Source organism: Streptomyces sp. NPDC057654 (assembly GCF_042800135.1).
Classification (GTDB): Bacteria; Actinomycetota; Actinomycetes; order Streptomycetales; family Streptomycetaceae; genus Streptomyces.
The window spans coordinates 1-22,789 of the sequence record NZ_JBHVHQ010000039.1; the positions used below are offsets into that span (position 1 = coordinate 1).

General features: G+C 65.4%; 36 protein-coding genes. 34 read left to right on the forward strand and 2 right to left on the reverse strand.

The window, feature by feature from the left end:
* The first annotated feature begins 491 nt into the window (after positions 1-491).
* From ACFU99_RS05755 to ACFU99_RS05910, 32 genes are all read left to right on the forward strand, one after another.
* Positions 492-917 (forward strand): hypothetical protein, encoded by a 426-nt coding sequence (locus tag ACFU99_RS05755; RefSeq protein WP_384386295.1) that lies wholly within the window; start codon positions 492-494, stop codon positions 915-917.
* Between the two features lie 1,576 nt (positions 918-2,493).
* Complete coding sequence (locus tag ACFU99_RS05760; protein WP_384386298.1) at positions 2,494-3,096, forward strand: hypothetical protein; 603 nt, start codon at positions 2,494-2,496, stop codon at positions 3,094-3,096.
* The gene (locus ACFU99_RS05765; RefSeq protein ID WP_384386300.1) at positions 3,097-3,549 is read left to right on the forward strand and encodes a hypothetical protein; all 453 of its coding nucleotides are present in this window, start codon (positions 3,097-3,099) and stop codon (positions 3,547-3,549) included. It begins immediately after the preceding gene.
* Positions 3,536-4,264 carry a hypothetical protein gene (locus ACFU99_RS05770; protein WP_384386303.1) on the forward strand — a complete coding sequence of 243 codons (729 nt, stop codon included), beginning with the start codon at positions 3,536-3,538 and terminating at the stop codon, positions 4,262-4,264. The genes ACFU99_RS05765 and ACFU99_RS05770 overlap by 14 nt, the downstream gene beginning before the upstream one ends.
* A 3-nt stretch (positions 4,265-4,267) precedes the next feature.
* Positions 4,268-4,804 (forward strand): hypothetical protein, encoded by a 537-nt coding sequence (locus tag ACFU99_RS05775; protein WP_384386306.1) that lies wholly within the window; start codon positions 4,268-4,270, stop codon positions 4,802-4,804.
* A complete protein-coding gene (locus ACFU99_RS05780) occupies positions 4,804-5,256 on the forward strand; it encodes a hypothetical protein (protein ID WP_384386308.1) in 453 nt (150 codons plus the stop codon). The genes ACFU99_RS05775 and ACFU99_RS05780 overlap by 1 nt, the downstream gene beginning before the upstream one ends.
* Before the next feature lie 113 nt (positions 5,257-5,369).
* Positions 5,370-5,594 carry a hypothetical protein gene (locus ACFU99_RS05785; protein ID WP_384386311.1) on the forward strand — a complete coding sequence of 75 codons (225 nt, stop codon included), beginning with the start codon at positions 5,370-5,372 and terminating at the stop codon, positions 5,592-5,594.
* Positions 5,595-5,611: 17 nt separating this feature from the next.
* Positions 5,612-5,881, forward strand: coding sequence for a hypothetical protein (locus ACFU99_RS05790; RefSeq protein WP_384386313.1), 270 nt, complete (start codon positions 5,612-5,614; stop codon positions 5,879-5,881).
* On the forward strand, positions 5,878-6,144 hold the full coding sequence (locus ACFU99_RS05795) for a hypothetical protein (protein WP_384386315.1): 267 nt from the start codon (positions 5,878-5,880) through the stop codon (positions 6,142-6,144). The genes ACFU99_RS05790 and ACFU99_RS05795 overlap by 4 nt, the downstream gene beginning before the upstream one ends.
* A gap of 54 nt (positions 6,145-6,198) precedes the next feature.
* Entirely contained in the window at positions 6,199-6,978 is a 780-nt protein-coding gene (locus ACFU99_RS05800) for a hypothetical protein (RefSeq protein WP_384386318.1), read from the forward strand.
* 175 nt (positions 6,979-7,153) lie between these two features.
* Positions 7,154-7,627 carry a hypothetical protein gene (locus ACFU99_RS05805; RefSeq protein WP_384386321.1) on the forward strand — a complete coding sequence of 158 codons (474 nt, stop codon included), beginning with the start codon at positions 7,154-7,156 and terminating at the stop codon, positions 7,625-7,627.
* Positions 7,624-8,145 carry a hypothetical protein gene (locus ACFU99_RS05810; protein WP_384386323.1) on the forward strand — a complete coding sequence of 174 codons (522 nt, stop codon included), beginning with the start codon at positions 7,624-7,626 and terminating at the stop codon, positions 8,143-8,145. Before ACFU99_RS05805 ends, ACFU99_RS05810 begins: the two co-directional genes overlap by 4 nt.
* A 1-nt stretch (position 8,146) precedes the next feature.
* Complete coding sequence (locus ACFU99_RS05815; protein ID WP_384386326.1) at positions 8,147-8,479, forward strand: hypothetical protein; 333 nt, start codon at positions 8,147-8,149, stop codon at positions 8,477-8,479.
* A gap of 376 nt (positions 8,480-8,855) precedes the next feature.
* Positions 8,856-9,743: a hypothetical protein gene (locus ACFU99_RS05820; RefSeq protein WP_384386329.1), complete on the forward strand. Its 888-nt coding sequence runs from the start codon at positions 8,856-8,858 to the stop codon at positions 9,741-9,743.
* A gap of 414 nt (positions 9,744-10,157) precedes the next feature.
* Entirely contained in the window at positions 10,158-10,661 is a 504-nt protein-coding gene (locus tag ACFU99_RS05825) for a hypothetical protein (RefSeq protein ID WP_384386331.1), read from the forward strand.
* A gap of 196 nt (positions 10,662-10,857) precedes the next feature.
* A complete protein-coding gene (locus tag ACFU99_RS05830; RefSeq protein ID WP_384386333.1) occupies positions 10,858-11,538 on the forward strand; it encodes a hypothetical protein in 681 nt (226 codons plus the stop codon).
* On the forward strand, positions 11,535-11,981 hold the full coding sequence (locus ACFU99_RS05835) for a hypothetical protein (RefSeq protein WP_384386336.1): 447 nt from the start codon (positions 11,535-11,537) through the stop codon (positions 11,979-11,981). Before ACFU99_RS05830 ends, ACFU99_RS05835 begins: the two co-directional genes overlap by 4 nt.
* Position 11,982: 1 nt before the next feature.
* The gene (locus ACFU99_RS05840) at positions 11,983-12,321 is read left to right on the forward strand and encodes a hypothetical protein (RefSeq protein WP_384386339.1); all 339 of its coding nucleotides are present in this window, start codon (positions 11,983-11,985) and stop codon (positions 12,319-12,321) included.
* On the forward strand, positions 12,318-12,698 hold the full coding sequence (locus ACFU99_RS05845; RefSeq protein ID WP_384386342.1) for a hypothetical protein: 381 nt from the start codon (positions 12,318-12,320) through the stop codon (positions 12,696-12,698). The genes ACFU99_RS05840 and ACFU99_RS05845 overlap by 4 nt, the downstream gene beginning before the upstream one ends.
* Positions 12,699-12,772: 74 nt before the next feature.
* Positions 12,773-13,336: a hypothetical protein gene (locus ACFU99_RS05850; RefSeq protein ID WP_384386345.1), complete on the forward strand. Its 564-nt coding sequence runs from the start codon at positions 12,773-12,775 to the stop codon at positions 13,334-13,336.
* Positions 13,337-13,431: 95 nt separating this feature from the next.
* The gene (locus ACFU99_RS05855; RefSeq protein WP_384386348.1) at positions 13,432-13,962 is read left to right on the forward strand and encodes a hypothetical protein; all 531 of its coding nucleotides are present in this window, start codon (positions 13,432-13,434) and stop codon (positions 13,960-13,962) included.
* Positions 13,963-13,979: 17 nt separating this feature from the next.
* Positions 13,980-14,603, forward strand: a complete 624-nt coding sequence (locus tag ACFU99_RS05860) for a hypothetical protein (protein WP_384386350.1) — start codon at positions 13,980-13,982, stop codon at positions 14,601-14,603.
* Positions 14,567-14,776, forward strand: a complete 210-nt coding sequence (locus ACFU99_RS05865; RefSeq protein ID WP_384386353.1) for a hypothetical protein — start codon at positions 14,567-14,569, stop codon at positions 14,774-14,776. Before ACFU99_RS05860 ends, ACFU99_RS05865 begins: the two co-directional genes overlap by 37 nt.
* Before the next feature lie 112 nt (positions 14,777-14,888).
* Complete coding sequence (locus ACFU99_RS05870; RefSeq protein ID WP_384386355.1) at positions 14,889-15,173, forward strand: hypothetical protein; 285 nt, start codon at positions 14,889-14,891, stop codon at positions 15,171-15,173.
* A gap of 213 nt (positions 15,174-15,386) precedes the next feature.
* Positions 15,387-15,641 carry a hypothetical protein gene (locus ACFU99_RS05875; protein ID WP_384386358.1) on the forward strand — a complete coding sequence of 85 codons (255 nt, stop codon included), beginning with the start codon at positions 15,387-15,389 and terminating at the stop codon, positions 15,639-15,641.
* 26 nt (positions 15,642-15,667) lie between these two features.
* Positions 15,668-15,850, forward strand: coding sequence for a hypothetical protein (locus ACFU99_RS05880; protein ID WP_384386361.1), 183 nt, complete (start codon positions 15,668-15,670; stop codon positions 15,848-15,850).
* An 83-nt stretch (positions 15,851-15,933) separates the two neighbouring features.
* On the forward strand, positions 15,934-16,464 hold the full coding sequence (locus ACFU99_RS05885; protein ID WP_384386363.1) for a hypothetical protein: 531 nt from the start codon (positions 15,934-15,936) through the stop codon (positions 16,462-16,464).
* Between the two features lie 45 nt (positions 16,465-16,509).
* Positions 16,510-16,953, forward strand: coding sequence for a hypothetical protein (locus ACFU99_RS05890; protein ID WP_384386366.1), 444 nt, complete (start codon positions 16,510-16,512; stop codon positions 16,951-16,953).
* A complete protein-coding gene (locus ACFU99_RS05895; RefSeq protein ID WP_384386368.1) occupies positions 16,950-17,696 on the forward strand; it encodes a hypothetical protein in 747 nt (248 codons plus the stop codon). Before ACFU99_RS05890 ends, ACFU99_RS05895 begins: the two co-directional genes overlap by 4 nt.
* Positions 17,697-17,721: 25 nt before the next feature.
* The gene (locus ACFU99_RS05900; protein ID WP_384386372.1) at positions 17,722-17,952 is read left to right on the forward strand and encodes a hypothetical protein; all 231 of its coding nucleotides are present in this window, start codon (positions 17,722-17,724) and stop codon (positions 17,950-17,952) included.
* Between the two features lie 19 nt (positions 17,953-17,971).
* Positions 17,972-18,625 carry a hypothetical protein gene (locus tag ACFU99_RS05905; RefSeq protein ID WP_384386375.1) on the forward strand — a complete coding sequence of 218 codons (654 nt, stop codon included), beginning with the start codon at positions 17,972-17,974 and terminating at the stop codon, positions 18,623-18,625.
* The gene (locus ACFU99_RS05910) at positions 18,622-19,062 is read left to right on the forward strand and encodes a hypothetical protein (protein ID WP_384386377.1); all 441 of its coding nucleotides are present in this window, start codon (positions 18,622-18,624) and stop codon (positions 19,060-19,062) included. The genes ACFU99_RS05905 and ACFU99_RS05910 overlap by 4 nt, the downstream gene beginning before the upstream one ends.
* 49 nt (positions 19,063-19,111) lie before the next feature.
* Here ACFU99_RS05910 and istB read toward each other — a convergent pair whose 3' ends face one another.
* Positions 19,112-19,906, reverse strand: a complete 795-nt coding sequence (gene istB / locus ACFU99_RS05915; protein ID WP_384386380.1) for an IS21-like element helper ATPase IstB — start codon at positions 19,904-19,906, stop codon at positions 19,112-19,114.
* A 12-nt stretch (positions 19,907-19,918) separates the two neighbouring features.
* Entirely contained in the window at positions 19,919-21,556 is a 1,638-nt protein-coding gene (gene istA / locus ACFU99_RS05920) for an IS21 family transposase (RefSeq protein WP_384386383.1), read from the reverse strand.
* A 237-nt stretch (positions 21,557-21,793) separates the two neighbouring features.
* Here istA and ACFU99_RS05925 point away from each other — a divergent pair, with 237 nt between their 5' ends.
* Both ACFU99_RS05925 and ACFU99_RS05930 read left to right on the forward strand, forming a co-directional pair.
* A complete protein-coding gene (locus ACFU99_RS05925) occupies positions 21,794-22,414 on the forward strand; it encodes a hypothetical protein (RefSeq protein WP_384386386.1) in 621 nt (206 codons plus the stop codon).
* Positions 22,415-22,417: 3 nt separating this feature from the next.
* Positions 22,418-22,726, forward strand: a complete 309-nt coding sequence (locus ACFU99_RS05930; protein WP_384386389.1) for a hypothetical protein — start codon at positions 22,418-22,420, stop codon at positions 22,724-22,726.
* Positions 22,727-22,789: the final 63 nt, after the last annotated feature.

A 22,789-nucleotide genomic window follows, 5' to 3' on the forward strand; every position in this document is an offset into this window, starting at 1 on the left:
CCATCACCATGGTCCGCGCCAAGCCGGTACAGGGGGAGCGTCGGTACGGCCGGCAGAGCGGGGTCGGTGACAAACATCTGCGTCTCCGTGGTGCGGCCACAGCTCCACCGGAGACCGCACCGGACCAGCGGTGCACAAGATCGCATGGGCGAGTTCGAACAGAACATCGCTCCGACAGTGCAAACAGGAGCGCAATCAACTCCGGAACACGCCCAGTTCACGAAGATCATCAACCGGACGCATGTGAAGGAAGAACATGCACCACAGCCTTTGCCTGATCGTGTCTTCTCTCACGGGTTGAGAGCCGATCAGGCAAAGGCTGTCCTGCTGTCATAAGAACCACGGAATCCGGCCCGCCCGCCCCGGCCGGTACGCACCACCCGGAGCGACCGCAGCACCTCCGCGCTGCTCAACTTTGAAGCCCCCATTTTTTTCGCGCTGCGCACTGCCGAGCCCTGCGCAAAACCCACTACGACATAGCCGAGGACCCCATGACCGCCATCCCCGCACTGATCGCTGACCTCCTCCTGACCGACGCCGCGTCAAAGAAGACGGCCCGTACAGTCACCGCGCCTGAACTGCCCGGCGTCGCCGAGCAACTGCCCCAACTGGAGTGGTGCCCCTTCTGCTCCTACGACGAGACCGGCGAGCCGGGTATGCCCCGCGACATCGTCAAATGCACCGTCGAACCTGCCCTGCCGCCCGAGAACTGGAGTCCGGACTGGGGCCAGGGCCCGCTGTACCAGGTCACCTGCCTCTCCTGCGGCCACACTCTCGCCAAGCTCTGCGAGCCGGCGGCCCCACGCTCAACTCACCGAAATGATCTGACCCGTATACCTCCCGACCCCATTACAGTGCCCGGTACTCCTCCTCACCGTGCTGGCCGTCGTCGCCTGCGTCCTCCGGATCACCCCTGAGAACAGCACCCGGACCCGGACGCCGGCGCCAGCCGCGCAGCGCCCGGGGGCCGACGGGCACACCCATCGTGCGCACTGCGGTCCATCAGCCGGACGAACCCTACGGCCACGAGAAGCACGGGCTCTGAAGACCACCGCCCCCTTTCAGCTGACCGCCCTCGACTCCACATCTGCCCCTCCTTGAAGGAGGGACCGTCAGGACCCTGACACGCGCCCGCCTCGAAGACCTCTGTCTCCACCGTATGGCTGCGACCGCTGAAGAGAAGGTACAGCTGACGGGCCATCTGGATTCGGGGGCCGTCGTCGGCATCGGTGCGGCAACGGAGAGGGCGAGCTCGCGACTCGCATGACCGATCAACTCGGTACTGCACGAAATCCACGTGTACGCCCCGGGGCCGCCTGCGGACAGGCGCCGGGCCTACGCTCAGGCCTGACGCACGCCATAGGCACTCTTGTTCCCAGCGGTCGGCCCATCTCCGCGACTTCGATGCGCCGGCGGAGATCTCGGACGACACATTAAAGCGTCGGCCTGACAGATAGGACCATCTGTTCAAGGCTCAGCCCCTGAGACCGACCAGACCTTGGGGAATCTGCCGGGCTGGCAGCTCCCGGACAACATCGAGGATGCCTTCGATACGCTGCTGCGCGGATACACCGCACCATTGAGTACCGCACGCGTCGGACACTCAACCGGGCAACGCCTCTCGACCTGGACCTCGATCCGGTCGACAGCATGAACAGAACGCGGACCCGCAACCGACGCATCCGGCGCGCAGTCGAGCTCTGCCTCGGTACCGCCGAGGGGCTTGTCCGTGACCTTCACGAAGCCGTGGCGGACTCGACGCAGACGATGACTGTACCTCCTGAGCTGTGTCCGCCGTGCCGCCGGAACGTCCAACGTGAAGCCCGCAACCGCAGCCAGCGCCACAGCAGAGACCCCGGTCCTCCCCGTTCTCCAGGCCACCATTGCCTCCCGCCCTCCTGTCGCCATCCAGTCCGATTGGATCGACTGAGCTTTTAACTGTCTTATTCGAATGGCCATTGAATAGCTGTCAGTGATGAGTCAGAATGCCACGAGACAGAGGGCGCAAAGGGCGCGCCGAGCGGGGCTCGGGCACGCAAGGCGTCTGCGGATCCGTGCGGTGCCGGGATCAACGGAGTTGATCCGGGGGCCCCTTGGCACGTCACCCGCGAACCAGATGCCATCTGCCCCTGCCGGACGGCTGCCCATGGACCTCTTCATCGCCCCCTACGAAGGACTGCTCGCCATGACTGCTCCTGCTTCTGCTCGGACCACCACCGACGTCGATCTGCTGGCACTCACGCTGCACGTGAGCGATGACGCGAAGCCCCGGTACCGATCGCCTTCGAAGGCAAGAGCCCGACCCGTGTCAACAAGCAGGCTGCCGCCTGGCTCAAGCAACGGCTGGACCTCGCCGTCGACATCGATGCACGGGATGCCGATCTACGCCGAAGCCGGCTGACGAATGCTCAACCACGGAAGGAAGACGCGGAATTGAAAATCGGAGAGACGGGTCCCGCTTCTGCCGAGGCTGGTAGGCCGGTACGCGAGTTGATGTGGCTGGCGAGTGACGTGGTGGAGGACTTCTCCATCACTGAGTCCGACTGGGCGATGGTCAAGGCGTACGAAGCTGGCCCGGAGACAGCCAGGCGGACGGCGTCCGCGTTAGGTCTGGAGTCGGGAGAGGCGTGGTGGACGAACGTTGTGATCGGCTTCGTGCTGCGGCTCATCCAAGAAAAGGTTCCGGTGGAGCTCACGGCCGACGGCTATGAGGTCACGCCCGTTCCGCCCGGAGCCGAAACCTACGTGAGGCACTCGGCATTCAGCCGTGAGGTGCGGCTGATCGGCGAACCGGTGACGCACGCTGAGGACTCAGCAGAAACGCTGGCCGGCAACGGCACGGTGGTACGGGTCCGACCGCACTACAAAGTCCCCAAGAGCCGGTCCCTCCTAAGTACGGTCCGTTCCCCCTGGAGTTACGAGGCGCGCGTCGTCCGAGTGTGCGGCGACATGGTGCACGTCGAATACACGTGGGAGACGGACACCCCCTGGGGCCGCACAGGTGCATTCAAGACGTCCGAGCTGCATCGACTGCACGCATGCGAGTGCGCTGCCTGCTGCGGCGAGAACGGCATCACGGAGTTCGGTGGCGCGTAAATGGCGACGATCGAGGAGTACCGCGATGCGTTCGACCCGGGAAACGTGTTCACCATTCCGCGCGCTCGTCTGACCACGAACCACCGACCGGTCTGCGCAACGCCGGGCGCCGGTGACTGCGGGTGCGCGTGGGAATCGACGGAGCCGACAGCAGTGATTTCCGCTCAAGTCGGTGGTGGTGGAGAGCCGGGCAAGGCGTACGTGGGCTGGTGGTTCTACGAGCTGTGCGTGGACGGGGACGTAGTCGTGGCGAACAACGACTACCGGTGTGGTTTCCCGCGTACGGCCAAGCAGGTCGCAGCGGAGCTCATGGGCTACCTGATCGCATGGGTCGACGACGACTCACTCTCCGCCTGGCCGGCAGCGGCTCTGGAATTCGCACGGGAAAACTTGGACCGGCTCTCCTTATGGGCTGCCCAGATCGAAGAGGGGGCGATGAATGAGCAACGCTAAGGGTGTATCCGTTCCGCGCACGCGCTGGGTGAAGAGCAAGGACCCGCATACCCCGGGTGCCTTTCTGATGCGGGGCGGCACGCAAATCGGCCGAGTTCTCTACTCAGACTTCACGCGCACCTATTCGTGCTTCGTGGGCGACTCGGGTGCCGAACGGTGGCTCGGGTGCGCAGCGGAGGACATCACCGCGGCGAAGAGGAAGGTCGACGACGCGGTCAGGGCAGACACCGAGCGCACAGAACCGGCGGTGTGGACCTTCTACAGCACCGGTGAGGCGTACGGGGCCTGCCAGTCCCGCGAGGAGATCCGCGACGGCGACGTGCTGGTAGTCGAGCGGGAAAAGGTCGTCGGGATCGCGGCAACGTGGCCGTTCGCACTGACGGCCCGCTTCGGCGACCTGCACTTGACGACCCGAGATCTGTCCACGTACGAGAACGGCAAGTACGCCGCGAGTCTCCCCGTGGCCGAGCGCGAGGCCGCACGCATGGGCGTAAGCCTGGTCCGGCGCCTGGAGGGAGCGACTGCGGCGATCTTAATGCAGCGCAACCGCCACTTCGGGGAGCTGCTCGGCTCCAAAGCGGTCGCCGACAAGCGTGAACAGACCGGCTGGATTCTGGCCGGCACCGGCGGCTGGGTCGTGGTCGACATCGAGCTGCACGCCACCAGCCAAGGCACGTGGGGGCCCATTGCGCTGCCTAACACACCGGAGGACTGACACATGCTCAGCATTGGTGAAGCGACCGCGTTCCTGCGTGACATCCAGCCGGGACAACGGGTGTCCCTGATGGACCCGAGGGCTGTGAATCATCCGGGCCGGTGGTGCGCGGAGCACGTCCTGGAGGGCGAGCAGCCGAGCCTCCCGTATACCCCGATCTGCACGAACCCGAACCACTTCCGGATCTACATGCGGGTCTGGAAGGACGTGCCCGGATACATCGCCAACCTGTGTGCGTGCGAGCTGGCCAACGGCTCCAAGCAGCTCGCGGTGTGGGACATGCCCGAAGACGCCAAGCACTCCATGTCGGCGACCGGCTTCGACAACGGGAAGCACTACGAGGAGCGGCGGACCTGGCAGTCCACCGTGTGCGGCGTGCTCCTGGAGACAACCGGCGGCGTCAACCTGCGAGAGCAGGGCCACGGCTCGTACATCACCATTTACTCCCTGGACCGGATCAACTGCCCCGGCTGCCTGATGAAGCACGGCATGGTGCCTGCGGAGATCGACGGTGTGAGCGTGTTCGGGGGTGCTGCGTGATGGCCGCCTACGACGCGAACACGTCCCACGCCCACCTGCTTGGCGCGCTGGAAGCCATTCGCGGCATGAAGCGCAGCGGCTTGCTGCTCACCTCACACCAGGAGCTGTTCTACGAGCACTTCGGCGCGATCGACCAGGCGGCCCGGGAGGGAGGCCAGCTCCCTGAGGCCTGGCACTCGAAGCCCGGCATGCAGAGCGATCACCCGCACATGACCGTTCTCGCGGTCGCCGGTGACCGGGTCATCTCCGAGGAGAACCGCAACATCCTCAAGGCCAAGTGCTCGGCATTCCGGGACGCCAACGAGGCATACAAGCAGCTCAAGTCTGAAGGGGACAATCCCCGCGGCATCCACGAGGAGCTGGAGCGCGCGGCCGACGAGGCTTCAAACCTCGCCAAGCATTTGCAGATCCTCGGCGTAGTCGACGGACTCTTCGATGGCTGGGAAATCTAGAGCAAACCTATTTGCTCAGCGAGCGCAGCGATGCATGCCGGGACGCAGCCGTAATTCTTTGCGCCAGTTTCGTACGACTGGCCGTAGCTCCGAATCGAGTCCAAGGAGAAGTCATGCCACAAGACACGTTCACAGTGGAGCAGCAGAACCAGGCCGCCGAGGATTTTGTAAACAGGTGGTGCGAAACCGTTGACCCCGACAGTCGAAAGTTCGGCGCCGACCTCGACTGCGTCGAGGCGAGGACGATGGCTCGCCTCTTCGAGGTGTTCGGGTTTTACAACACCGCCCGCCAGTTGCTTGAGGAGCACGGGGAGAACTGCCCCCACACCCAAGGCTGATCGAAGGAGACCAGCGCATGAAGGAATACACGATAGACGGCGTCTGGAATGACGCCAATGGTCTCGACGTCGAGTTCGTGGGCGTGGACCTGTCCGAGGTGACGATTGAGGGCGTGGTTGCCGACAACCGCAGCTACGACGCGTTCACGCACACGGTCGAAGCCGGGTCCGAGGCCGAGGCGTACCGAGTCCTGGGACAAAAGATGGACGCCGACAGCGTCTGGGACTGCCGGAACAATAAGCGGCGCCGCGTGTACACGCAGGCCGAGGACAAGGCGGAAGCATGATTCTTCTGACCGGTATCCGGCACTCAGGCGGAAATCTCGTCATCGAGTCGTCTCGGGAATTCTCTGACGGCACGCCTGACGAAGAACTCGACAGCGTGGTTGACCAGGAGTTGGAGGGCAAGGCCAATGGGTGGGCTGCTTCCTTCCTTGTAGACAGTCACCGGCCCGCCTGCCAGGAGGCATATGAGGTCTACGTCCGAGAGTTCGGAGACGACAACGCGAAGCTGATCGACAACGTCTGGGGTGTTCTGGTCGACGACTAAGGATTGGGCCCGACATGTTCAGGAAATCCGAGCGCGAAATCACGGAGGCAGACAATGCGCACGAACATGAAGGAATTACGCGAGCAAGCCGTGGAACATCTGGGGTGGGAGAAGCGCGACCCCAAGCGCTACAACCTCGACGGGATCATCCGCGATGCGTGGCTCAACGGCGACGGCTCGGACGAGACGTGGAAGGCGGCGGTCGAGAAGCACTACAGGCGCTTCGTGATCGGTGACTGGGTCCGCGTCACGGTCGCGGTCGAGGACGACTTCACCGAGCACCACTACGGCCGGATTACCTGGTTCGTGAAGGCAGGTGGTGGTGCCTACCGGGGGCAGCCCGCTAAACCGCACTCCGCGTGCGTCGAGCTCCCCCACTGTCCAGAATGGTGGGGCCGGCTCAGCGAGCTCACGCCGGCACTCGACGACTTCGAGATCGTCAGGGAGTGGGAGAAGATCCACCGCGATTCACTGAACCACCGTTTCCACTGCCTGCGCTGCACATCCGCCTACTCGTACAAGAGTGCCGAGGTCATGATCGTGCACAAGCACAGCGGTCTGCGTGTGCGTCTGTGCGAAGACTGCTTCGACAACGAGGAGTTGGCCAGCCTCGGGCACGATGTTCTGTTCCACGAGCGCGGTTGCAGGGACACCATCCTGGAGCTGCGCGCCAATCCGGAACTGATCACCGGTCCACGCGATGGCCGCAGCGGCGTGAGGTCCGCGGGCGAGTCCTACCGGTACTGGGCCGACACCTTCCCGTGGATGGTGCCGGCCACCGCCGCCGAGCTGTACGCCCAGTGGCAGGGGGCGCGGAATGCCGGCGCAGCCTAAGAAGTGCCCGACACGCGGCTGTACGGGACGAGCGACGCACCTGGTGGATTACGCCCCTCGATCACCGCGGCCCGGGGATTGCCGCCGAACGCGGGACGAACTCTGTGAGCAGTGTGGCGTCTCCAGGCTCCGGTACGACGTCAAGCGCCGGCCGATGTTGGTGCGGAACGGGGCAGTGCTGCCTGTAGCGCCACCGCGGATCAAGGTCCGGGAGCAGCACCACAGCGAGCTCGGTGTGGTGGAGATCGACGAATGGGGGGAAGCGGACGCAGCAGCAATCCGCGCACTCGTCAAAAGCCCGATGACCATCGAGATCATCGACGGCGCCGGCGCGGTCTTGGCCGAATGCATCAACCTGATCGCTTTAAGGGATTTCCTCGGCTTCTACAACCGGCCGAGTCAGATCCTGGACCCGGGTCTGGCATACATCGCCGCCGACTACTGGACGCCGTGTTTCGGGATCGGCATCGGCGACCTGGCCGCGCACGAGGGCGAAATCCTGTCGGTCGTCAACTTCGAGCAGGTCGACCAGGAATACGGTCACATCGGCTTCAACACCGGCTACCTCATCTGCCAGTCCACCAGCACGTCTACCCGTCGGCCTGTCTGGGTCGAGGAACTGAGAAAGGTTAAGGAGATCGTCGCATGACGTACGAGCTGGTCGATGTGACCCGCCGAAATGCCTGTGCGAATGAGTACTACAACGCCACCACCGAGCAGTTCGAGGTCATCCACAGGCACGACATCTATGACGTGGTCGAAACCTTCCTCATCCCCACGGGAGAGATCCTCTTCTCCGCCTATAACCCGACTGCGCCGCAGCCCTTCGTGGTAGGGATCTACGGCTCCGACGCGGGCACCTACTGGCACGATGCGACGGATGCGCGCCGCTTCTTTGCCCAGAGGATCGCCCAGGAGTTCGGCCTAGTGGTCAATAAGAAGCGATCCGCGGCGGCAACCGCCGACGACCGCGTCACGGACCTCTGTGACGGGATTAAGAAGGACGTCCAGGCTTACTACAAAGCCAAGGGAAGGGACGATGATTCGGTGGAATCCGCTGCCGGCGTTGACCTGGCGTCCGGCGCCACATTGCTGGTCGAGCACCTTCAGAGGAAGGGTGCCTTGACCCGCGAGATCTACGACGCTGACATGGCGCGGTTCCGCTGACATGCGCAAGACGCTGCAAGCGGTGATGTTCAACCTCCAAGCGGCGGCGTACCAGTCCACCCCGGGCGCTCCCATCTGGGACTACGGAGTCGAGGGCAAGTTCTTGCGCCCGACCACCGATGCCGAGGCCGAGCAGCGCCGCCCCGACTTCGAGCGGCACTCCGCTGAGATGCGCGAGCGCGCCCCGGGCGCCTACGAGGCGTGGCTGGCCGACTTCGAATTCTGGCGCGCGGGCGACCCGAGCGTGCGGATGCCGCAGGTGGATGCCTACGAGAAGCGCGATGAGGACGGTCTACGGATCTTCCGTGACCACCGGCTGGTCAACACCCGGTAGGCCATCCCCTGGTCCGACGACGAAGAGCAGAAGGCGTTCGCGTGGAAGTGCCGGCGCTGCGGCTTCCGCGGCCACGGCGGCGACCTCATCGGCGCACCCCGCTGCGAGTCCCACTCGTGACGCGCAGCGTCTACGTCGGCCCGGCCTGGCCGGACGGCGGGCCCGAGCCCGAGGCGCAGAGCCATTTCTACTGCGCCAACGACGAGTGCCCCAGCTCGTTCGGCAACGGTCACGGCCCCGTGGCCAATACCCGGAAGTACCGCGTGGCCGGCGGGTTCATCTGCGAACTCTGCGCCGAAGCGCACGACACCGAAATTTCGGCCGAGGACACACCTGCAACTCCCGCCGCCAGCACGGTTTTCCCGATAGGAGTGTCATGCGCTGTTCCACCGTCCAGTCCACCGTCGGCCCCGGCGATGAGCCATGCCAGGGCACCGCGACGCACCTGCTGATCGGCTCGATTCGCACCGACGAGGAGACCCGGGAGACGTTCCGCGACCCGGTGTGCAAGCCCTGCGGCGAGTCCTACACCCGGCGCCCCGGGCTCACGAGCCGGCTCGTGCCGCTGCACATCCACACCCCGACGCCCGCCTTCAAGAACATCGTCAACGGCCACCGGCTGATCGACCACCCCGAGCACGAGTCACAGTGCTACGACTGCGGACGCACCGACAGCGAGACCGTCTTCAAGTTCACGATGCTGCACGGCTGCCCGGCCCGGCCCGAGTCCCTCGACCATCTCGCGCTCACCGGCGACGCCTGCCGACTCGACAGGAGCGGGCGGGCCAAGGAGTCGGCACGCATCTGGTTCCACGAGGCCGTCTACGACCGCGGCATGGGCATCGAGGACTGGCGAGTGGTGCACAACCACCCAGTCACCGCCGCGCGCTTCACCTTCCGCGACCGCGAGTACCGGCTGAAGTTCGACTTCGCGGGCTACCGGATGTTCGCGGAGAAGCTGGAGAACCGGGGCCGCCCCGAGCCGGAGATCATCAACCCGGAGCACCGCGAGAACTACCAGCAGGTCGTCTTCCACTTCCACAACCTGATCAACAAATACGAGAGCAAGTACTTCGCCACCTACACACCCGGCCGTGAGGACGTCATCCTTCATACCCCCGAGGGCGCGATCTGCGCGGTGCTCCGCGTAGAGCTGGACGGCACCGACACGCGCGAGTGGCGCCTGGGCATCGTGACCGACGCCGTGTGCGACACCTTCGGTGCCATCGCCGACCTCACCTTCCAGACCCGCGTTTACGAGTGATGGGTACTCCGGCCGAAAAGTGGTTCGCCAAGATCGATGAGAGCCCGAGCGGGGAGTGACCGTGCCGCAGAATCCATTCACCTTCTCTCGTAACACCGCCAGCTTCGGTGCCCGCGTCGTAGACCGCGCCGATCCAAACGCGGAGTACGGGGTGGTGTGGCTCGACCTCAACGGCGTCTGCCATTGGGTCGCCGAATTCCCCGGAAACCGACCAGGCTCGGGGAATGGCATCCCAGGATTCGCCTCCCGCGTTTGGGCCGCCCGATTCCTCTACCGCTACAACAAGCCGGCGGCAACCGGCAGACCGGAGTAGATCACCATGAACATTGCGCTTCCACTTGTCCCCGGCGACCTGAAACAACGAAACCCCCAGCAGCCCACACAGGGCACCATGCCGAGTGAGGGGGCCGTCGAATGAACGCGATTACGCACCCGTGGACGATCGCCACTCAAACCCGGCGGGAGGTGTCGCCCAACCACATGCAAGGCGTCTTCCTCGCGACGAACGGCTCCGACTGGATCGTGGGGCGCCAGTTCGACGGGCCGACGGGGTCGACGGGATTCTCCGAGATCGGCGAGTGGTGGCACAGCCGGTGGTTCACCCTCGACAACCCGACCGAGAACATGGTGGCCGCTCTCGACGCCTACCCGGATACGGCGATGAAGGCCAGTGTGTGGCACCGCCTCTTCGCCCAGGACGCCGCCCAGTCGCTGTGCCGGTTTCTCGCCGGCCCGGCCCGGCCTGGCCTGGCCTGGCCTGGCCTGGCCTGCCCCAGCTATCCGCAGGCTGGCGCGAGGTCGACGCCGGCCACCGGCGGCCCGGGGACGGCCACACGGCCCTGTTGCCGTTCCACGAGGCCAAGTACAAACTCTTCTGGTTCCTGCTTTCCACCCGTTTCGGTGCGACGGACCACCTGACCAAAGGCGTCACGATCGACCGGCACGAGGCATACACCCGAGTCCGCAGAGCCGTGGGACCAGTCCGGTTCGAGCTCGGCTACAACGCCTACTGGCTTACCGACGAGCCTGACGCCTAACCACTCGCTCACACACCGGAAAGGGAATTTGCCATGACGTCACCCACCGGACCCACATCTACGAGCAGGAGGGAACCGTGACCACAACTCCGCCCCAATTCCGCTACCAGCCAGTCAATGCGGAAGAGACCCGATTCAAGGTCTACTCCGACGCTCCCGGTGACAGCGACGGCATCCTCTACTACGGCATCGTCTACCAGACGGCCGATAACCGCTGGGTCGCCGACTGGACAGGACGCAGCAGCAACCCGACCGCTGTTCCGGGTTTCGCGACGAAGGAATACGCGGCCGACGCGTTGTACTGGTTCGCCACGCCAGTGCAGTCCTTCGTCAGCCGGCCGGCGGGCCGGGGCACGCTAGCAGTCGACGAGCGGCCCATCGATCTGCCGCTGTGCGGCTGCTGCGTGAACAACTACTGCGAGTGCGAGGGCCTGAACCGGATTGCCCAGTATTCCTCGACGCCGCAGTCCTACAACGTGCAGCCCTCCCTCGTCCCGGAGTTCGGAGCGCTGTTTTCGCTGCTGCCGATGGCGGACGGTGACTTCCTGGTGAACTTCGACACACGCGGGGCCGGGTCCGGAATCGGCTACCTCCGGCAGTGCGACGACGGCCGCTACGACGTCCAGGTAGGGACGACGTCGATCGGTATCGCCGAGAGGCCCGAGACCGGGATGTGGGCCTGCCTTCAGGCTCATACCAGCACACAGCGCTACAGCGGGCTCACCAGGGGTTTCGTGCCCCACGAGGAGGACAAGTGACCGAGCTGACGTACAGCGGCGACGAGTGGCGCGAGGCGTACGACCGGGCCGAGGAGTACGAGTTCGACACCATTGATTCCCGGGAGCAGGGCGGTGAGTTGCCTGGCGTGGTGGCGGAACTGTGCGAGGACGAGACGGGGCACGACGAGGGGTTGCTGTACGCCGCTATCACGGTGGCCAGCGACCTGGCCGAGAGCTACACCCGGTCTTTTCTCTTGAGCGTGATTAGGCGCTGGGACGAGCAGGCCGAAATAGGGGTGCCCGATCGAGTACTGGGCTATGTCGCCGGACACCGGCTGGACTCCCCGGTCGACGGCGTTGCCGACCTCACCGCCATCGTCGGCGACACGCTCCAGGCCCATGAGCGCCTCGCCCACGATGGTGCGTCCGGCTGTTGGTTTCTGTTCAACGTGACCGGGCTGACCACAGACGCAAAGGAGTGACATGGCGGACCGCCTGTATTACGACGACGTAGTGCTCCTCAACGGCCGGCGCGGTCTGGTCGACCGTCAGCACCCGTACGACCCGGAGAAGCGCTTGCTCTTCTTCGAGGGCGGAGGGAGCAAGTGGGTGGTGGCTGCTGACGTCGAGAAGCTGCCTGCGGAGTTCCTTGGCCTTCCGAACGACGACCACGCGCCGGAGCCCGGCCAACCGCTGACGCTGTGGGAGCAGATCCCCCACGGGTTCAGCTCCTACCTGTGGTGGGACACCTGGGACTGGTGCATGTACTGCGGACTGTCCGAAGCCGCGGACATCCACGTCGAGGAGGAGTCGTCAGAGTGACCTCGCAGCCGCTCCTCATCGACCCGAGCGTAACCTTTCCGCATCCGTCGTCGGTCGACCCGTTCATCCCGCCGGAGGGCTGGCCCCTGCACACCATCGGGGCCTTCGAGACCCGGCTGAGCATATGTGCGCAGCAGGCCCGTCGGATGCCGGACGACGCGGTGTACCTGCTGCCCGCGATCGAGAAACTCCCGCGGTGGGCGCACGCCCTCCCGGCCACCACGGAATACTGTCTGATGTCCATCGAGCGGATCACGGGCTGCATCGACGGCGCCTATTTCCAGGAGCACACTTCCAAACTCACGCTCGAGCCGTGGGGCGTTCCCTGTACCGAAAACTACGCGTGCCACTATCCGTGGTTCGAGTACTTCGACTAACACAAGGACACAACACCCATTCCGCGCGGCCTGTCTGGGGCCGTTTTTTCATGCCTGTTTCGGGAGGTAATGCCATGGAGCACATCCATTTCGAAGACCAGTCAGTGGGCCAGGGCGAGAAGTTCGAACCGGTGCCCGGATACCGGGTCACCTACGTGCGGAACGAAGGGCCGCGACTGATCCTGCGTGACGAGCACGGAGAGTTCACGCGTCCGATCACGCCCGCCTCCCCACTGGGCCGGCGGTCGGCTCCGCTGCTCGGTGAGCGGCGCATCGTGGTGGAGACGACAGGCAAGCAGCCGTCGGAGGAGTACTCCTGCTACACGCTGACGTACCAGATCTGCGTGCCGGGCGGCTGGCAGGCCGTCGACACGGAAGAGTGCAGCACAGGCGAAAACCACGCCGGGGTGTACGGCCCGCTCGGGCAGATGATCGAGGACGCGTCGCTGCGACGGGCCGCCAAGCGGCTGGGAGAGCGGGCACAGAAACTCGTGAAGCGCCACGCCTACACCCGCCTCGGTGAACTGCTGACGCTGGTCCGTCTCCAGGACGGCGGCACCGGCCAGCCGGGAGGGTGGGACGACCCGGCCGTGGTCATGGAGATCGCCAACCTGCTGGAGTCCTCCCACACCCTGTGATCGCCAGCCGGCCCTCTAACTGCCGCAAAGAACACGACGACAACCCGCGTGGCCTTTCAAGGGCCGCTTTTTCATGCCCGAAAGGTGGCGCCCGCATGGAGAAGGGATTGCTCGAAAGCCCGTCGCAGATGCCGCCGGCCGACGCCGGGCAGGAGTGGTGCGAAGAGTGCAGCGACGCCTGTGAGTGCTGGAGCCCCGAGGACGAGGACCACGAACCGGAGGGTCTGGAGCTGGAGGGGGACGCCCTGCTGGCCTACCTCGACGGCCTCACCGAAGAGCAGCGGCGCGAGATCGCCGGACCGTGGCCAATCCGGTGGCTGTACCCCTGGAACGATGGTGAGCCGGAGCGCGGGATCAATGTGTGCGGCGGCTGCGGGGAAGGCTGCGCGGGGCTGCGGCTGGTGCTCGGCATCGAGCTGGACCTGCTCTGCGTCGACACCTCCAAGGACGCCACAGCAACGGCACAAGCCGCCGGGTGCAACGCGGTTCGGATGGACGCCCGTGACATCGACCCGCGTCACCCCGCGCTCCGCTCGACGCGGCGGGCGGCCTTCACGATGCCCTGTCCGAACTGGTCGATCGCGGGCAAGCGCTGGGACAACTGCCGGAGAACATCGCGACCCTGACTGACGCGATCTCGGATGTGGCCGAGGCGTACGGGAACGTGTGGCGTGCAGGCGGCCACCACGGTGACGTGACGACGGCCGAGCTCGGCAAGCCGTGGGACGACGTAAGCGTGGCGGGGATGTGGTCCTGGGTGGACGAGATGAGCGCCCAGACGGCGGGGCTGATGCTCGCGCCGGTGCTGATCGGCATGGGGTTGCTCGCGGCCGGGGCGCCGCTGGAGTCGGTGATCATCGAGCAGGCGTGGTCCCTTCCCGAGGCGGTAAAGGCAGCGATCGGGATTGAGTACATCGTGGCCGGGTGGAACGGCGTGCTCTGGGACGTGATGGACGCCGGTGAATTCGGAAGTCCGTCCACGCGGAAGCGGGCCATCATGATGGCGTCGCGGAAGCTGGTGCTGGACGTCATCGAGGTGCCGGGCATCACCACCCGGGCGTCGGACGCGATCGGTTGGCACCCGGAGACCTGGATCAACACCCGGGGGGTCCGCAGGACGGCCGGCGGTAACGAGTTCAAACTGGGGCGCACCATCCCGGGGATCACCTCGAAAATCCGAGGCTGGTACGACGCGGACGACTCGGAGCACCGGTTCACGATCGAAGAGGTATGTCTACTGGTCGGCCTGCCGCCGACTACCCGGTGATCGGGTCGCGCACGTCGCGGTGTCAACAGCTCGGCGACGTCTTCTCCCCGCTCGTGGCGGCAGCCGTGTGGGCCGTCCTGCTGGGCATCGAGTGGTTGCCCCACCTCATCCGCTACCTGGCAGAACAGTACCCGCACGTCCACTGCCAGTACGAGTACGCCGAAGCGGCGTAGATCCAGTATTTCACCAGCGGTTCGCCAGACGGCAGTCGCTTTTTTCATGCTCGGAATCGGAGGGACAGCAGGTATGCCGCAAATTTTCGCAGTCATCGAAGGCGGTACAGCATTGGGGAAGTCCATCCGGAAAGTCCTGGTAGGGACGTACCGATGGGGTGGTCCCCCGTACGACGAGGGCGTCCTCTTCGTCTCACCGACAGGGGGACTCGGGGAGGTCGCGCGGCTCTCTCGTGGTCCGAACGGCTACGAGGCACGCGTCGAGGATGCCGAAATCGACTGGTTCGAGTCGGTCGGCCACTTCGAGGACAAGCTGTCCGCTCTCTACGCCACTCTCCGGAAGTTGTACGGCAGTGCGTGGCCTTACGGCGCCCGCCGGGTCACCACGACCGCCTGATCCGCCCACCCCAGTTCGGCCACCGCGGACGACGCCCCGCGCTGCCGGAAGCCGCAGGGTGTGGCGAGCCGGGGCGTACCCGCCCGTTCTCTCGGTCGGCCCTCTTATGGCCGATAGCGTGATTTTTACTCGTGTGGGTTCATTGAAAGCCAGCCCTGCGAATTCAGTGGCGCTGGCTTTCGATGTGCCGGACCACGAAAGGAGTAATCGAGAATGTCTGAATCAGAGCTGCTGCGCTGTGCTCGTGAGGGAACGTGCAGCGGGCACTACGAAGTCCGAATCCCCGTCTTCTTCGATCTGCGCTGCGACATGTCAATGACATTCCAGGCGTTGGGCGAGGCGGGGGGAATGGGCGGCGTAGTCACCGACTGCTCCGAGTGCGGCATGCCTGCGCCTCGCACGTTTCTGTGCGACCTCGCCGAGGCCGTCCACGCTCTGGAGAACAAGCTGAAGGAACTGCTGGCCTGAGTGACCTGTATCGGGAAGGAGCTGTGATGGCCATCGTCGTTGAGGGCTTTCTGAGGTGCCCCGGTTGTCGGGAGTACGTCATCGGGGCCGATGAGGAGCAGTTTCCCGATGGTGTCGACTACGAGACACCGGGCGCCGACCAGGCGACGGTGGAGTGTCTCAGTTGTCGCGGGCACCCAGAGGAAGACGAGCTAGGCCGCGCGACCTGATCTCGGCCGCTTCCGTCCGCCCCCGAGGGGGCGTGTCGGTGCCGAGCGTTCCCCTATTTCCGCCTGCCTTCTGGAGGACTGCCATGCACTGTACCCACATCGATGCCTCGGGTGAGGTCCTCACCGACTGCGGCAACGAGGACTTCGACGTCATGGTCACCGCGATGCTCACCGCCGACTTGTCCGGCGAGCCGGAGGACCACACCGTCGACCTGGACGGCTTCTCCCACGAGGACATCGAACTGCGCTGCAAGAAGTGCGGCGAGGTCTTGACGGGGGCCGACGCGGATAAGGCCGCCACCGTGCTCGTCCTCAAGCTGGAGAAGCGCCTTGGCGCTCGTTTGGCCGCCTCATTCACCTCCTACTCCTTCGACGACGGGACGACCGTCGACCACCACCGACTCAAGGTCACGCCCCTCCGGGACGTGACCGCCGGCCCCGCCTTCCAGAAGGCCATCGCGTACCGGGAGCAGTACCGCCGGTACCTGGCCCAGTTGGTCAAGCGCGTCGAGGCCGCCGACATCGACCACCGCGACATCGACGTCATGCTCACGACCTGGCGCCGCGACGTGGAGGAGCACTTCGACGCACTCCTGAACGAGCTGACCGCCTGACCCACACCGAGCCCGCCCCCGCCCCCGCTCCCGAGGGAGAACCCCATGCCCACGCAGGCCGAAACCCCGAAGATTCCCGGCATCGGGTGGTTCGTCGACTTGGACGATCACCAGTTGGAGGGACTGATCGGAGCCATGGTGACCGTCTTCTCCGGTGCCCGCACCGCAACCGGCATCCTCACCGACATCGAGGACGGCACCGCCCACATCTTCAACGAGCGATACGACAAGCCTGCCACGTTCCAGGTGTTCAGCACGAGGTACGAGCGCTTACCTGGCACGCCCCTGCGCCCGGCCCTCGCCGCTGCCTTGGTTTACCAGCGCTCCAAGGACAAGCAGGCCGTGCCCGAGGGCAAAGTTGAGAATGCCTACGACTACGACAGCGTCCGCGGCGCGGAGGATGAAGGCCAGGGCGCCGTCTATGAGGCGCTGGTGAAGGAGAGCATTCGCCTGCTGTTCGGCTTCGCGGGAGAGGGGTTGTCCCGATGACGCACCACGTCGTTCAGTTCAGCGGTGGTCTCGGCAGCTTCGGCGCGGCTCTCCGCGTGGCCGAGAAGCACGGAACCAGCGGCATGACGATGCTGATAGCCGACACCAAGGCCGAGGACGAGGACCTCTGGCGATTCGCCGACGACGTCAGCCGCCTGCTCAAGGTGCCGCTGACGGAGGTCGCCGACGGCCGCACGCCCTGGGAGCTGTTCCGCGACAAGCGCTTCCTCGGCAACGACCGGATCGCTCCCTGCACGAAGTACCTCAAACAAATTCCGTGCCGGAAGTGGATGAAGGCCAACGCTCCTGTCGGCGACTCCATCGTCTACATCGGCATCGAGAAGACGAGGCGTGACAAGGCCCGCATTCCCGCCATCGCCCGGAACTGGAAGCCGTGGCGTGTGCAATTCCCGCTGTGCGCCAAGCGGGAGCCGGAGCTGAGCAAGGAGGAGTCCAAGGCTCGGCTCATGGACCTGTCGCGGTGGTACGGCATCGAGCCGCCGCGGCTGTACGAGCTCGGCTACGAGCACAACAACTGCGGCGGCTTGTGTGTGAGGGCCGGCCAAAAGCAGTGGAAGCTCACTCTGGACGTGCAGCCCGAGCGGTTCGCGTTCGCCGAGGCGCAGGAGCAGGGCATGCGGGACCTGCTGGGCAAGCCGGTCTCGATGCTCCGGCAGTGCCGCGGTGGCGTCACCTATCCGCTCCCGCTCTCCGAACTCCGGCGACAGCAACAGGCTGCCTGAAACCGTCTGACGAGAGGAACTGCTAATGCCCGTCAAAGACACGCACTCTTACGAGAAGACCGCTCGTGATGTGATGTCCCACTTCTGGATGGAGGAGGACGAGCGGCTCTCCACCCAGTTCCGACTCGACAACGAGACGGACTCCGTGACCTTCATCGTGTCGGCCAGGACGAAGGGCATCCGAGGGCCGTCGGTCGAGACGGAGGCCGGGATGCGGTTCCGGTTCGATCCCGGAGCGGGACACGCAGGTATTTGAATTCAATAGAGGAGGGGAATTGGAGTACAACGAGGCGCAGCGCGCGAACCTGTGTATGGCGTATGCACGAGAGCGGCTTGCCGCCGCCCGAAACTGCCGCCTGGCAGGTAATCCGACCGGCGAATGGCAGTCCGCCGTGAAGGAGGCGAAAAGTTTCCGCGAGCGCGCCGTAGAACTGCGGCGTATCGCGAAATCCAGGGGACAAGCAGTGCGGCCGGGGAAGCACACCCACTGCACGAAGTGCGGCGGCGGTCTGGCCGTCCCCTCCCATGTCTACGCGGGCGGTTATCCCTGGTGCGACGAGTGCGTGGTCAAGTACGGAGTGGACGGGTTGCGCTGGCCCGGGTTCCCACTGATCCGTATCCGTCTCGACGAGAACGGCGAGCCCGTCCACCAGGCGTGGCAAGCGTGGGACAAGACCTGGACGCCGATTCCGGGGTTCGCTTCGGCCGGCCGGATCTTCATGACCAAGCCGTACTCGGAGGGTGGCTACCCTCACGTCATCACCGAGAGGCAGTTCAGGAACTTCTACACCGAGGACACATACGACGGCTTTTTCCGCCGTACCTTCGACGTTGAGGGGCCGGGCGGCGAGACGGTTCACATCATCACGTGCACCGGCATGAGCACTGGCAAGATCCTGCGTATCTACTGGAAGGAAGCGGAGAGGTGAGCCTGGCTCGAACGGTTGAAGTGGTCTGGTACCACCAGGACCCGCGCGGCGGCCCGGGGCAGGCCCAGACCGCAGAACGCAAGACGGACGTGGTCTTGCTGGAGAAGTACGCCGACGAGTGCAACATGTCACTGGACGTGTTCGGAGAGGTCCGTCGCTCCCTGGCCGCGAAGTACTTCGGAGAGAGCCTCGAGAGAAACAGCATCTTCGCCGACAGCATCACGAGCGTCTGCAACTGCGAGTCGACCGAGGCGTGCAAGTACGCCGAGTTCGACGGCCACCGGTTCAGCCTCAGCGACGGTTCGCGCATGGGCAGCATGACGATCCGCGAGAACGTGCCGAACCCGCACGAGGGCTACCTGGCTTCGAACGAGTCTGTTGGCCCCAGCGGAACAAGTCTTCTGGCCCCAGTTAGTGATCTTCGGGGCATGATCTGAACGAGTATTTTGGCCCCACCTCTCCCTGTCCGGAGAGAGCCGGGTGCAGTCAAGTACTCGCGGGAGGCTGTTGCTTGGCCTTGGTGTGGGCCAGGCGGTAGGAGTCGCTGCCTGTCTCGATGATGTTGCCGCCGAAGGTGAGCCGGTCCACGATGGCCGCGCAGAGGCGGGGGTCGGTGAACGTCTTGGTCCACGCGGAGAAGGACTCGTTGGATGCGATGGCCATGCTGTTCTTCTCCTCCCGCTCTGTCAGAACCTGGAAGAGCAGTTCGGCGCCGCGCCGGTCCAGCTCCATATAGCCGAGTTCATCCAGGCAGAGCAGGTCAACGCGACCGTAACGGGCGATGGTCTTGGTCAGCAGCTTCTCGTCAGCGGCCTCGACCAGCTCATTGACCAGCTTGGTGGCGAGCACGTATTTGACCCGGAAGCCGGCCATGGCGGCCTCGGTGCCCAGTGCGATCAACAGGTGGGACTTGCCGGTGCCCGAGTCACCGATCAGGCACAGTGGCAGCCCCTTGCGGACCCACTCGCAAGAGGCCAGTGTGTGGATGGCGGCCGGGTCGACGCTGGGGTTCGCATCGAAGTCGAACGTGCGGAGTGCCTTCTCGCGAGGAAAACCCGCGGCCTTGATCCGGCGCTCGGAACGGCGGCGGTTGCGGTCATCGCACTCGGCCATCAACAGTTCGGCCAGGAACCCGCGGTAGGTCATCTGATCGCGGACCGCGGCGTCGGCGAGTTCGGAGAACTGGCCCCGCATGGTGGGCAGACGCAGGTTGCGGCAGGCCGCATCGATGGCCGCGTCAGCGGCGGGCTCGGTCAGACCGCGGTGACGGGTGACGCTCATGGCAGGACTCCCTTAACTGGTGGAACGCCCGGCCGATGGCCGGGTATGACGAAGGAGTTGGTCGTAGGCGGCCACCGACGGCAGCGGACGGGAATCAGCCGGCAACTCGGTGAGCCGCCGCTGGGTCAGCGACACCACCGGCGAGGCAGCGTGGCCAGCAGGGGGCTGCGGGCCTGCCCCGGCAGGGGATTCGCACTCGGCGGCCCGACGTGCCTCCAGCGCCACCGCGTCCGCGGTCAACGCCCCGGCCCGCAGGGCGGCAGCGATCCCGGCGACGACCTGGTCATGGCCCATGTGCCGGTGCAGCAGCAGGACCTCGATCAGTGCCCGGGTGCCGGCCGCATCCCCGCGGGCCCGACGCGCCGCCTCCCACCAGGCATCGTGCACCGGGGTGAACTTCCCGGCCGCCCGAGCCTGATCCAGCGCGGTGGCCCCGGGGAGCGCACCGGGCTTGCGCAGGAGCCCTTCCAGATAGTGGTCCAGTTCCAGGCGGGCCTCGCCGCGGGTAGCCAGGCGCTCATGCCGGGCGACTTCGGTGCGGCCGTCGTAGACCACCAGCTCCGAGGCATGCAGCAGGACGCGGACCTGGCGGCCGATCAACCGCACCGGCACCGAGTAGCGGTTCATCCGAACGGTGATCTGCGCATAGCGGTCCACCCGCGGGGTGAACAGCCGGCCGGTCTCGAACCGGTCCTCGGGCAGCGGCAGCAGCAGGGGCTGTTCGATGGCGAAGTACTCCCCGACGGTCCGTGGACGCTCACCGATCCGCCGCTGGTCGTCCTGCTGGTCCCAGACGTCGATCCGGGCATTGAGCTCGGCCAGGGTGGTCACTTCAGGGACGGGCACCAGGTGGTTGCGACGGAAACGGCCGACCTCGCCCTCCACGCCGCCCTTCTCGTGGGCGCCACCGATGCCGGGCTGGCAGTAGAAGGCGTCCAGGCCGGCCCAGGAGCGGAACGCGACCCAGCGGTCGGTCTCCACCCGGGCACGAGTGAATCCCAGCACCCGGGCCACTGCGGAGGTGAGGTTGTCGTAACGCACCTTTCCCTTGGGTATTCCGCCCAGTACCTGAAAGGCATGGATGTGACCTTCGAAGAAGGCTTCCTGCCCTTGTGAGGCCGATATGTGGTGCACGGCCTTGCCAGAGAAGGAGAGCCGGAAGACGAACAGGTAGCACAGGGTGCGGACGCCGTCGAGGGTGACATAGACGTCTCCGAAGTCGACCTCGGCCTCGTCGCCGGGCCGGTGGGCCTGCGGGATGAACACGCTGGGCGGACCGCGGCCTTCCTCAACCCAGATCTCGGGTTTGCGACGCTTGATGTAGTCCCGGACCCGGCCGTAGGAGACGTTCTCCATGCCGTGCTCCTCGACCAGCCGGTCGAAGACCCGTTTGGCCGTGTGCCGCTGCTTCCGCGGAGCAGCCAGATCGGCACGCAAGATCGCGTCGATGAGGTGCTTGTACGGATCGATCACGGAGCGGCGGGGCGGCATCTGCTTGCGCGGACTCGGCCACGGCGAGGTCAATGCCTCCCGGACCAGCCGCCGGTGCACGCCATACCGGCGGGAGAGTTCATGGATCGACAGCTTCTCCGTACGCGAGTCCCGACGGATCGCCGCGAAGAGCTCAACTTTGGACCTCGGGCCGTCCACACGGACCCCCTGACTATCCGGAGCACATCAATGCTCCCACCGCAAGACCGTCCCTGGGGCCACTCCTGACGAACACTCAACTCACGATCAAGCCCCTGGGGCCAGAAGACTTGTTCCGCTGGGGCCAACAGACTCGTTCAGAGCCAGCTACCCGAACTCCAGGCTCGGAGTGGAGAACGTCAACAAGCAGTGGGCCGAGCTGACGCTGGCCGCGATCATCGAGCAGGAGGGGCACCGGTGAGCGACGTGCAGGAGCACCTGGCGAAGATGCTGCGGACCGTCGGCGTTGAGAAGATCACCGTGCGGAACATCGAGAAGGTGTGGGTCCGCATCCGGATGTGGGAGTACGCCGTCCGGTGCTCCCGCTGGGACGCTGACGCCGACGACCAGTGGTTTACAACGCCCGAGGAAGTCCGAGAGAACGTCGGCGTGGCCGCAGGCGACGGCGCGAAGAAGCTGACGGACGTACAGTTCGACAGGCAGCTCGCTCACAACGTTCGGGGTGCGGCCGAGAAGTCGTACGCGTCCCTCATGCGCCTCAACTGCAAGGCCGCGATGAACGAGCTGTACGACGAGAAGGCCTGGCAGGAGACCTACCAGCAGGGAGAGGCGTCGACGACACAGATGCCCGAGAGCCGAGCGGCGGCGAGCCGGCCCGCCGCCGTTGCCGAGCTCTGCACCCACGACAAGGCGGCGCAGGGCGAAGTGATCGAGCAGCACCTCCAAGCGATATACGACGGCTTCTTGATCAAGCACGTAAATGACGTCGCGAAGTTCTCCACGGGATACGTGCGCAGGGAGAACGAGGTCTTTGTCCAGGGGAACACCTGCGTCTGCATCTGCGAGAGGAACCTCTGACCAATGAAGATCGCCGTTGTCCGCTCGGCCGCACTGCTCACCACGCCGTGGAGCAGCCTCCACCACATGCCGCTTCCCGCACCGAGCGATCTGGCCCAGGACCTCGTGCGGTCCCACCGCCTGATCGGACGACTGCAGCAGGCGCACCAGGCGGAAGGCAGCGCAGAAGAATGGCAGTCCGCAATGAGGATCATCACGGACGCCGCCGCAGCGCGGGCCAGGACCGGCTCCAGCCATATAGAGAAGATCCGGCAGCTCGCTGCCGACAAGACGTATCTGATCGACAACGGGCTCTGTCGCGAGGGGCAGTAGACGCGTGAAGGCCAGAGCTAGTCTGGGGGGGGCCGGCGTGGTGGGGCGCGGTTGCGGGGGCGG

Bases quoted from the DNA above. Each gene is read 5' to 3' on its own strand.
- ACFU99_RS05755 (WP_384386295.1), top strand. From the start codon at position 492: ATGACCGCCATCCCCGCACTGATCGCTGACCTCCTCCTGACCGACGCC.
- ACFU99_RS05760 (WP_384386298.1), top strand. From the start codon at position 2,494: ATGTGGCTGGCGAGTGACGTGGTGGAGGACTTCTCCATCACTGAGTCC.
- ACFU99_RS05765 (WP_384386300.1), top strand. From the start codon at position 3,097: ATGGCGACGATCGAGGAGTACCGCGATGCGTTCGACCCGGGAAACGTG.
- ACFU99_RS05770 (WP_384386303.1), top strand. From the start codon at position 3,536: ATGAGCAACGCTAAGGGTGTATCCGTTCCGCGCACGCGCTGGGTGAAG.
- ACFU99_RS05775 (WP_384386306.1), top strand. From the start codon at position 4,268: ATGCTCAGCATTGGTGAAGCGACCGCGTTCCTGCGTGACATCCAGCCG.
- ACFU99_RS05780 (WP_384386308.1), top strand. From the start codon at position 4,804: ATGGCCGCCTACGACGCGAACACGTCCCACGCCCACCTGCTTGGCGCG.
- ACFU99_RS05785 (WP_384386311.1), top strand. From the start codon at position 5,370: ATGCCACAAGACACGTTCACAGTGGAGCAGCAGAACCAGGCCGCCGAG.
- ACFU99_RS05790 (WP_384386313.1), top strand. From the start codon at position 5,612: ATGAAGGAATACACGATAGACGGCGTCTGGAATGACGCCAATGGTCTC.
- ACFU99_RS05795 (WP_384386315.1), top strand. From the start codon at position 5,878: ATGATTCTTCTGACCGGTATCCGGCACTCAGGCGGAAATCTCGTCATC.
- ACFU99_RS05800 (WP_384386318.1), top strand. From the start codon at position 6,199: ATGCGCACGAACATGAAGGAATTACGCGAGCAAGCCGTGGAACATCTG.
- ACFU99_RS05810 (WP_384386323.1), top strand. From the start codon at position 7,624: ATGACGTACGAGCTGGTCGATGTGACCCGCCGAAATGCCTGTGCGAAT.
- ACFU99_RS05815 (WP_384386326.1), top strand. From the start codon at position 8,147: ATGCGCAAGACGCTGCAAGCGGTGATGTTCAACCTCCAAGCGGCGGCG.
- ACFU99_RS05820 (WP_384386329.1), top strand. From the start codon at position 8,856: ATGCGCTGTTCCACCGTCCAGTCCACCGTCGGCCCCGGCGATGAGCCA.
- ACFU99_RS05825 (WP_384386331.1), top strand. From the start codon at position 10,158: ATGAACGCGATTACGCACCCGTGGACGATCGCCACTCAAACCCGGCGG.
- ACFU99_RS05840 (WP_384386339.1), top strand. From the start codon at position 11,983: ATGGCGGACCGCCTGTATTACGACGACGTAGTGCTCCTCAACGGCCGG.
- ACFU99_RS05850 (WP_384386345.1), top strand. From the start codon at position 12,773: ATGGAGCACATCCATTTCGAAGACCAGTCAGTGGGCCAGGGCGAGAAG.
- ACFU99_RS05855 (WP_384386348.1), top strand. From the start codon at position 13,432: ATGGAGAAGGGATTGCTCGAAAGCCCGTCGCAGATGCCGCCGGCCGAC.
- ACFU99_RS05865 (WP_384386353.1), top strand. From the start codon at position 14,567: ATGTCTACTGGTCGGCCTGCCGCCGACTACCCGGTGATCGGGTCGCGC.
- ACFU99_RS05875 (WP_384386358.1), top strand. From the start codon at position 15,387: ATGTCTGAATCAGAGCTGCTGCGCTGTGCTCGTGAGGGAACGTGCAGC.
- ACFU99_RS05880 (WP_384386361.1), top strand. From the start codon at position 15,668: ATGGCCATCGTCGTTGAGGGCTTTCTGAGGTGCCCCGGTTGTCGGGAG.
- ACFU99_RS05885 (WP_384386363.1), top strand. From the start codon at position 15,934: ATGCACTGTACCCACATCGATGCCTCGGGTGAGGTCCTCACCGACTGC.
- ACFU99_RS05890 (WP_384386366.1), top strand. From the start codon at position 16,510: ATGCCCACGCAGGCCGAAACCCCGAAGATTCCCGGCATCGGGTGGTTC.
- ACFU99_RS05895 (WP_384386368.1), top strand. From the start codon at position 16,950: ATGACGCACCACGTCGTTCAGTTCAGCGGTGGTCTCGGCAGCTTCGGC.
- ACFU99_RS05900 (WP_384386372.1), top strand. From the start codon at position 17,722: ATGCCCGTCAAAGACACGCACTCTTACGAGAAGACCGCTCGTGATGTG.
- istB (WP_384386380.1), bottom strand. From the start codon at position 19,906: ATGAGCGTCACCCGTCACCGCGGTCTGACCGAGCCCGCCGCTGACGCG.
- ACFU99_RS05930 (WP_384386389.1), top strand. From the start codon at position 22,418: ATGAAGATCGCCGTTGTCCGCTCGGCCGCACTGCTCACCACGCCGTGG.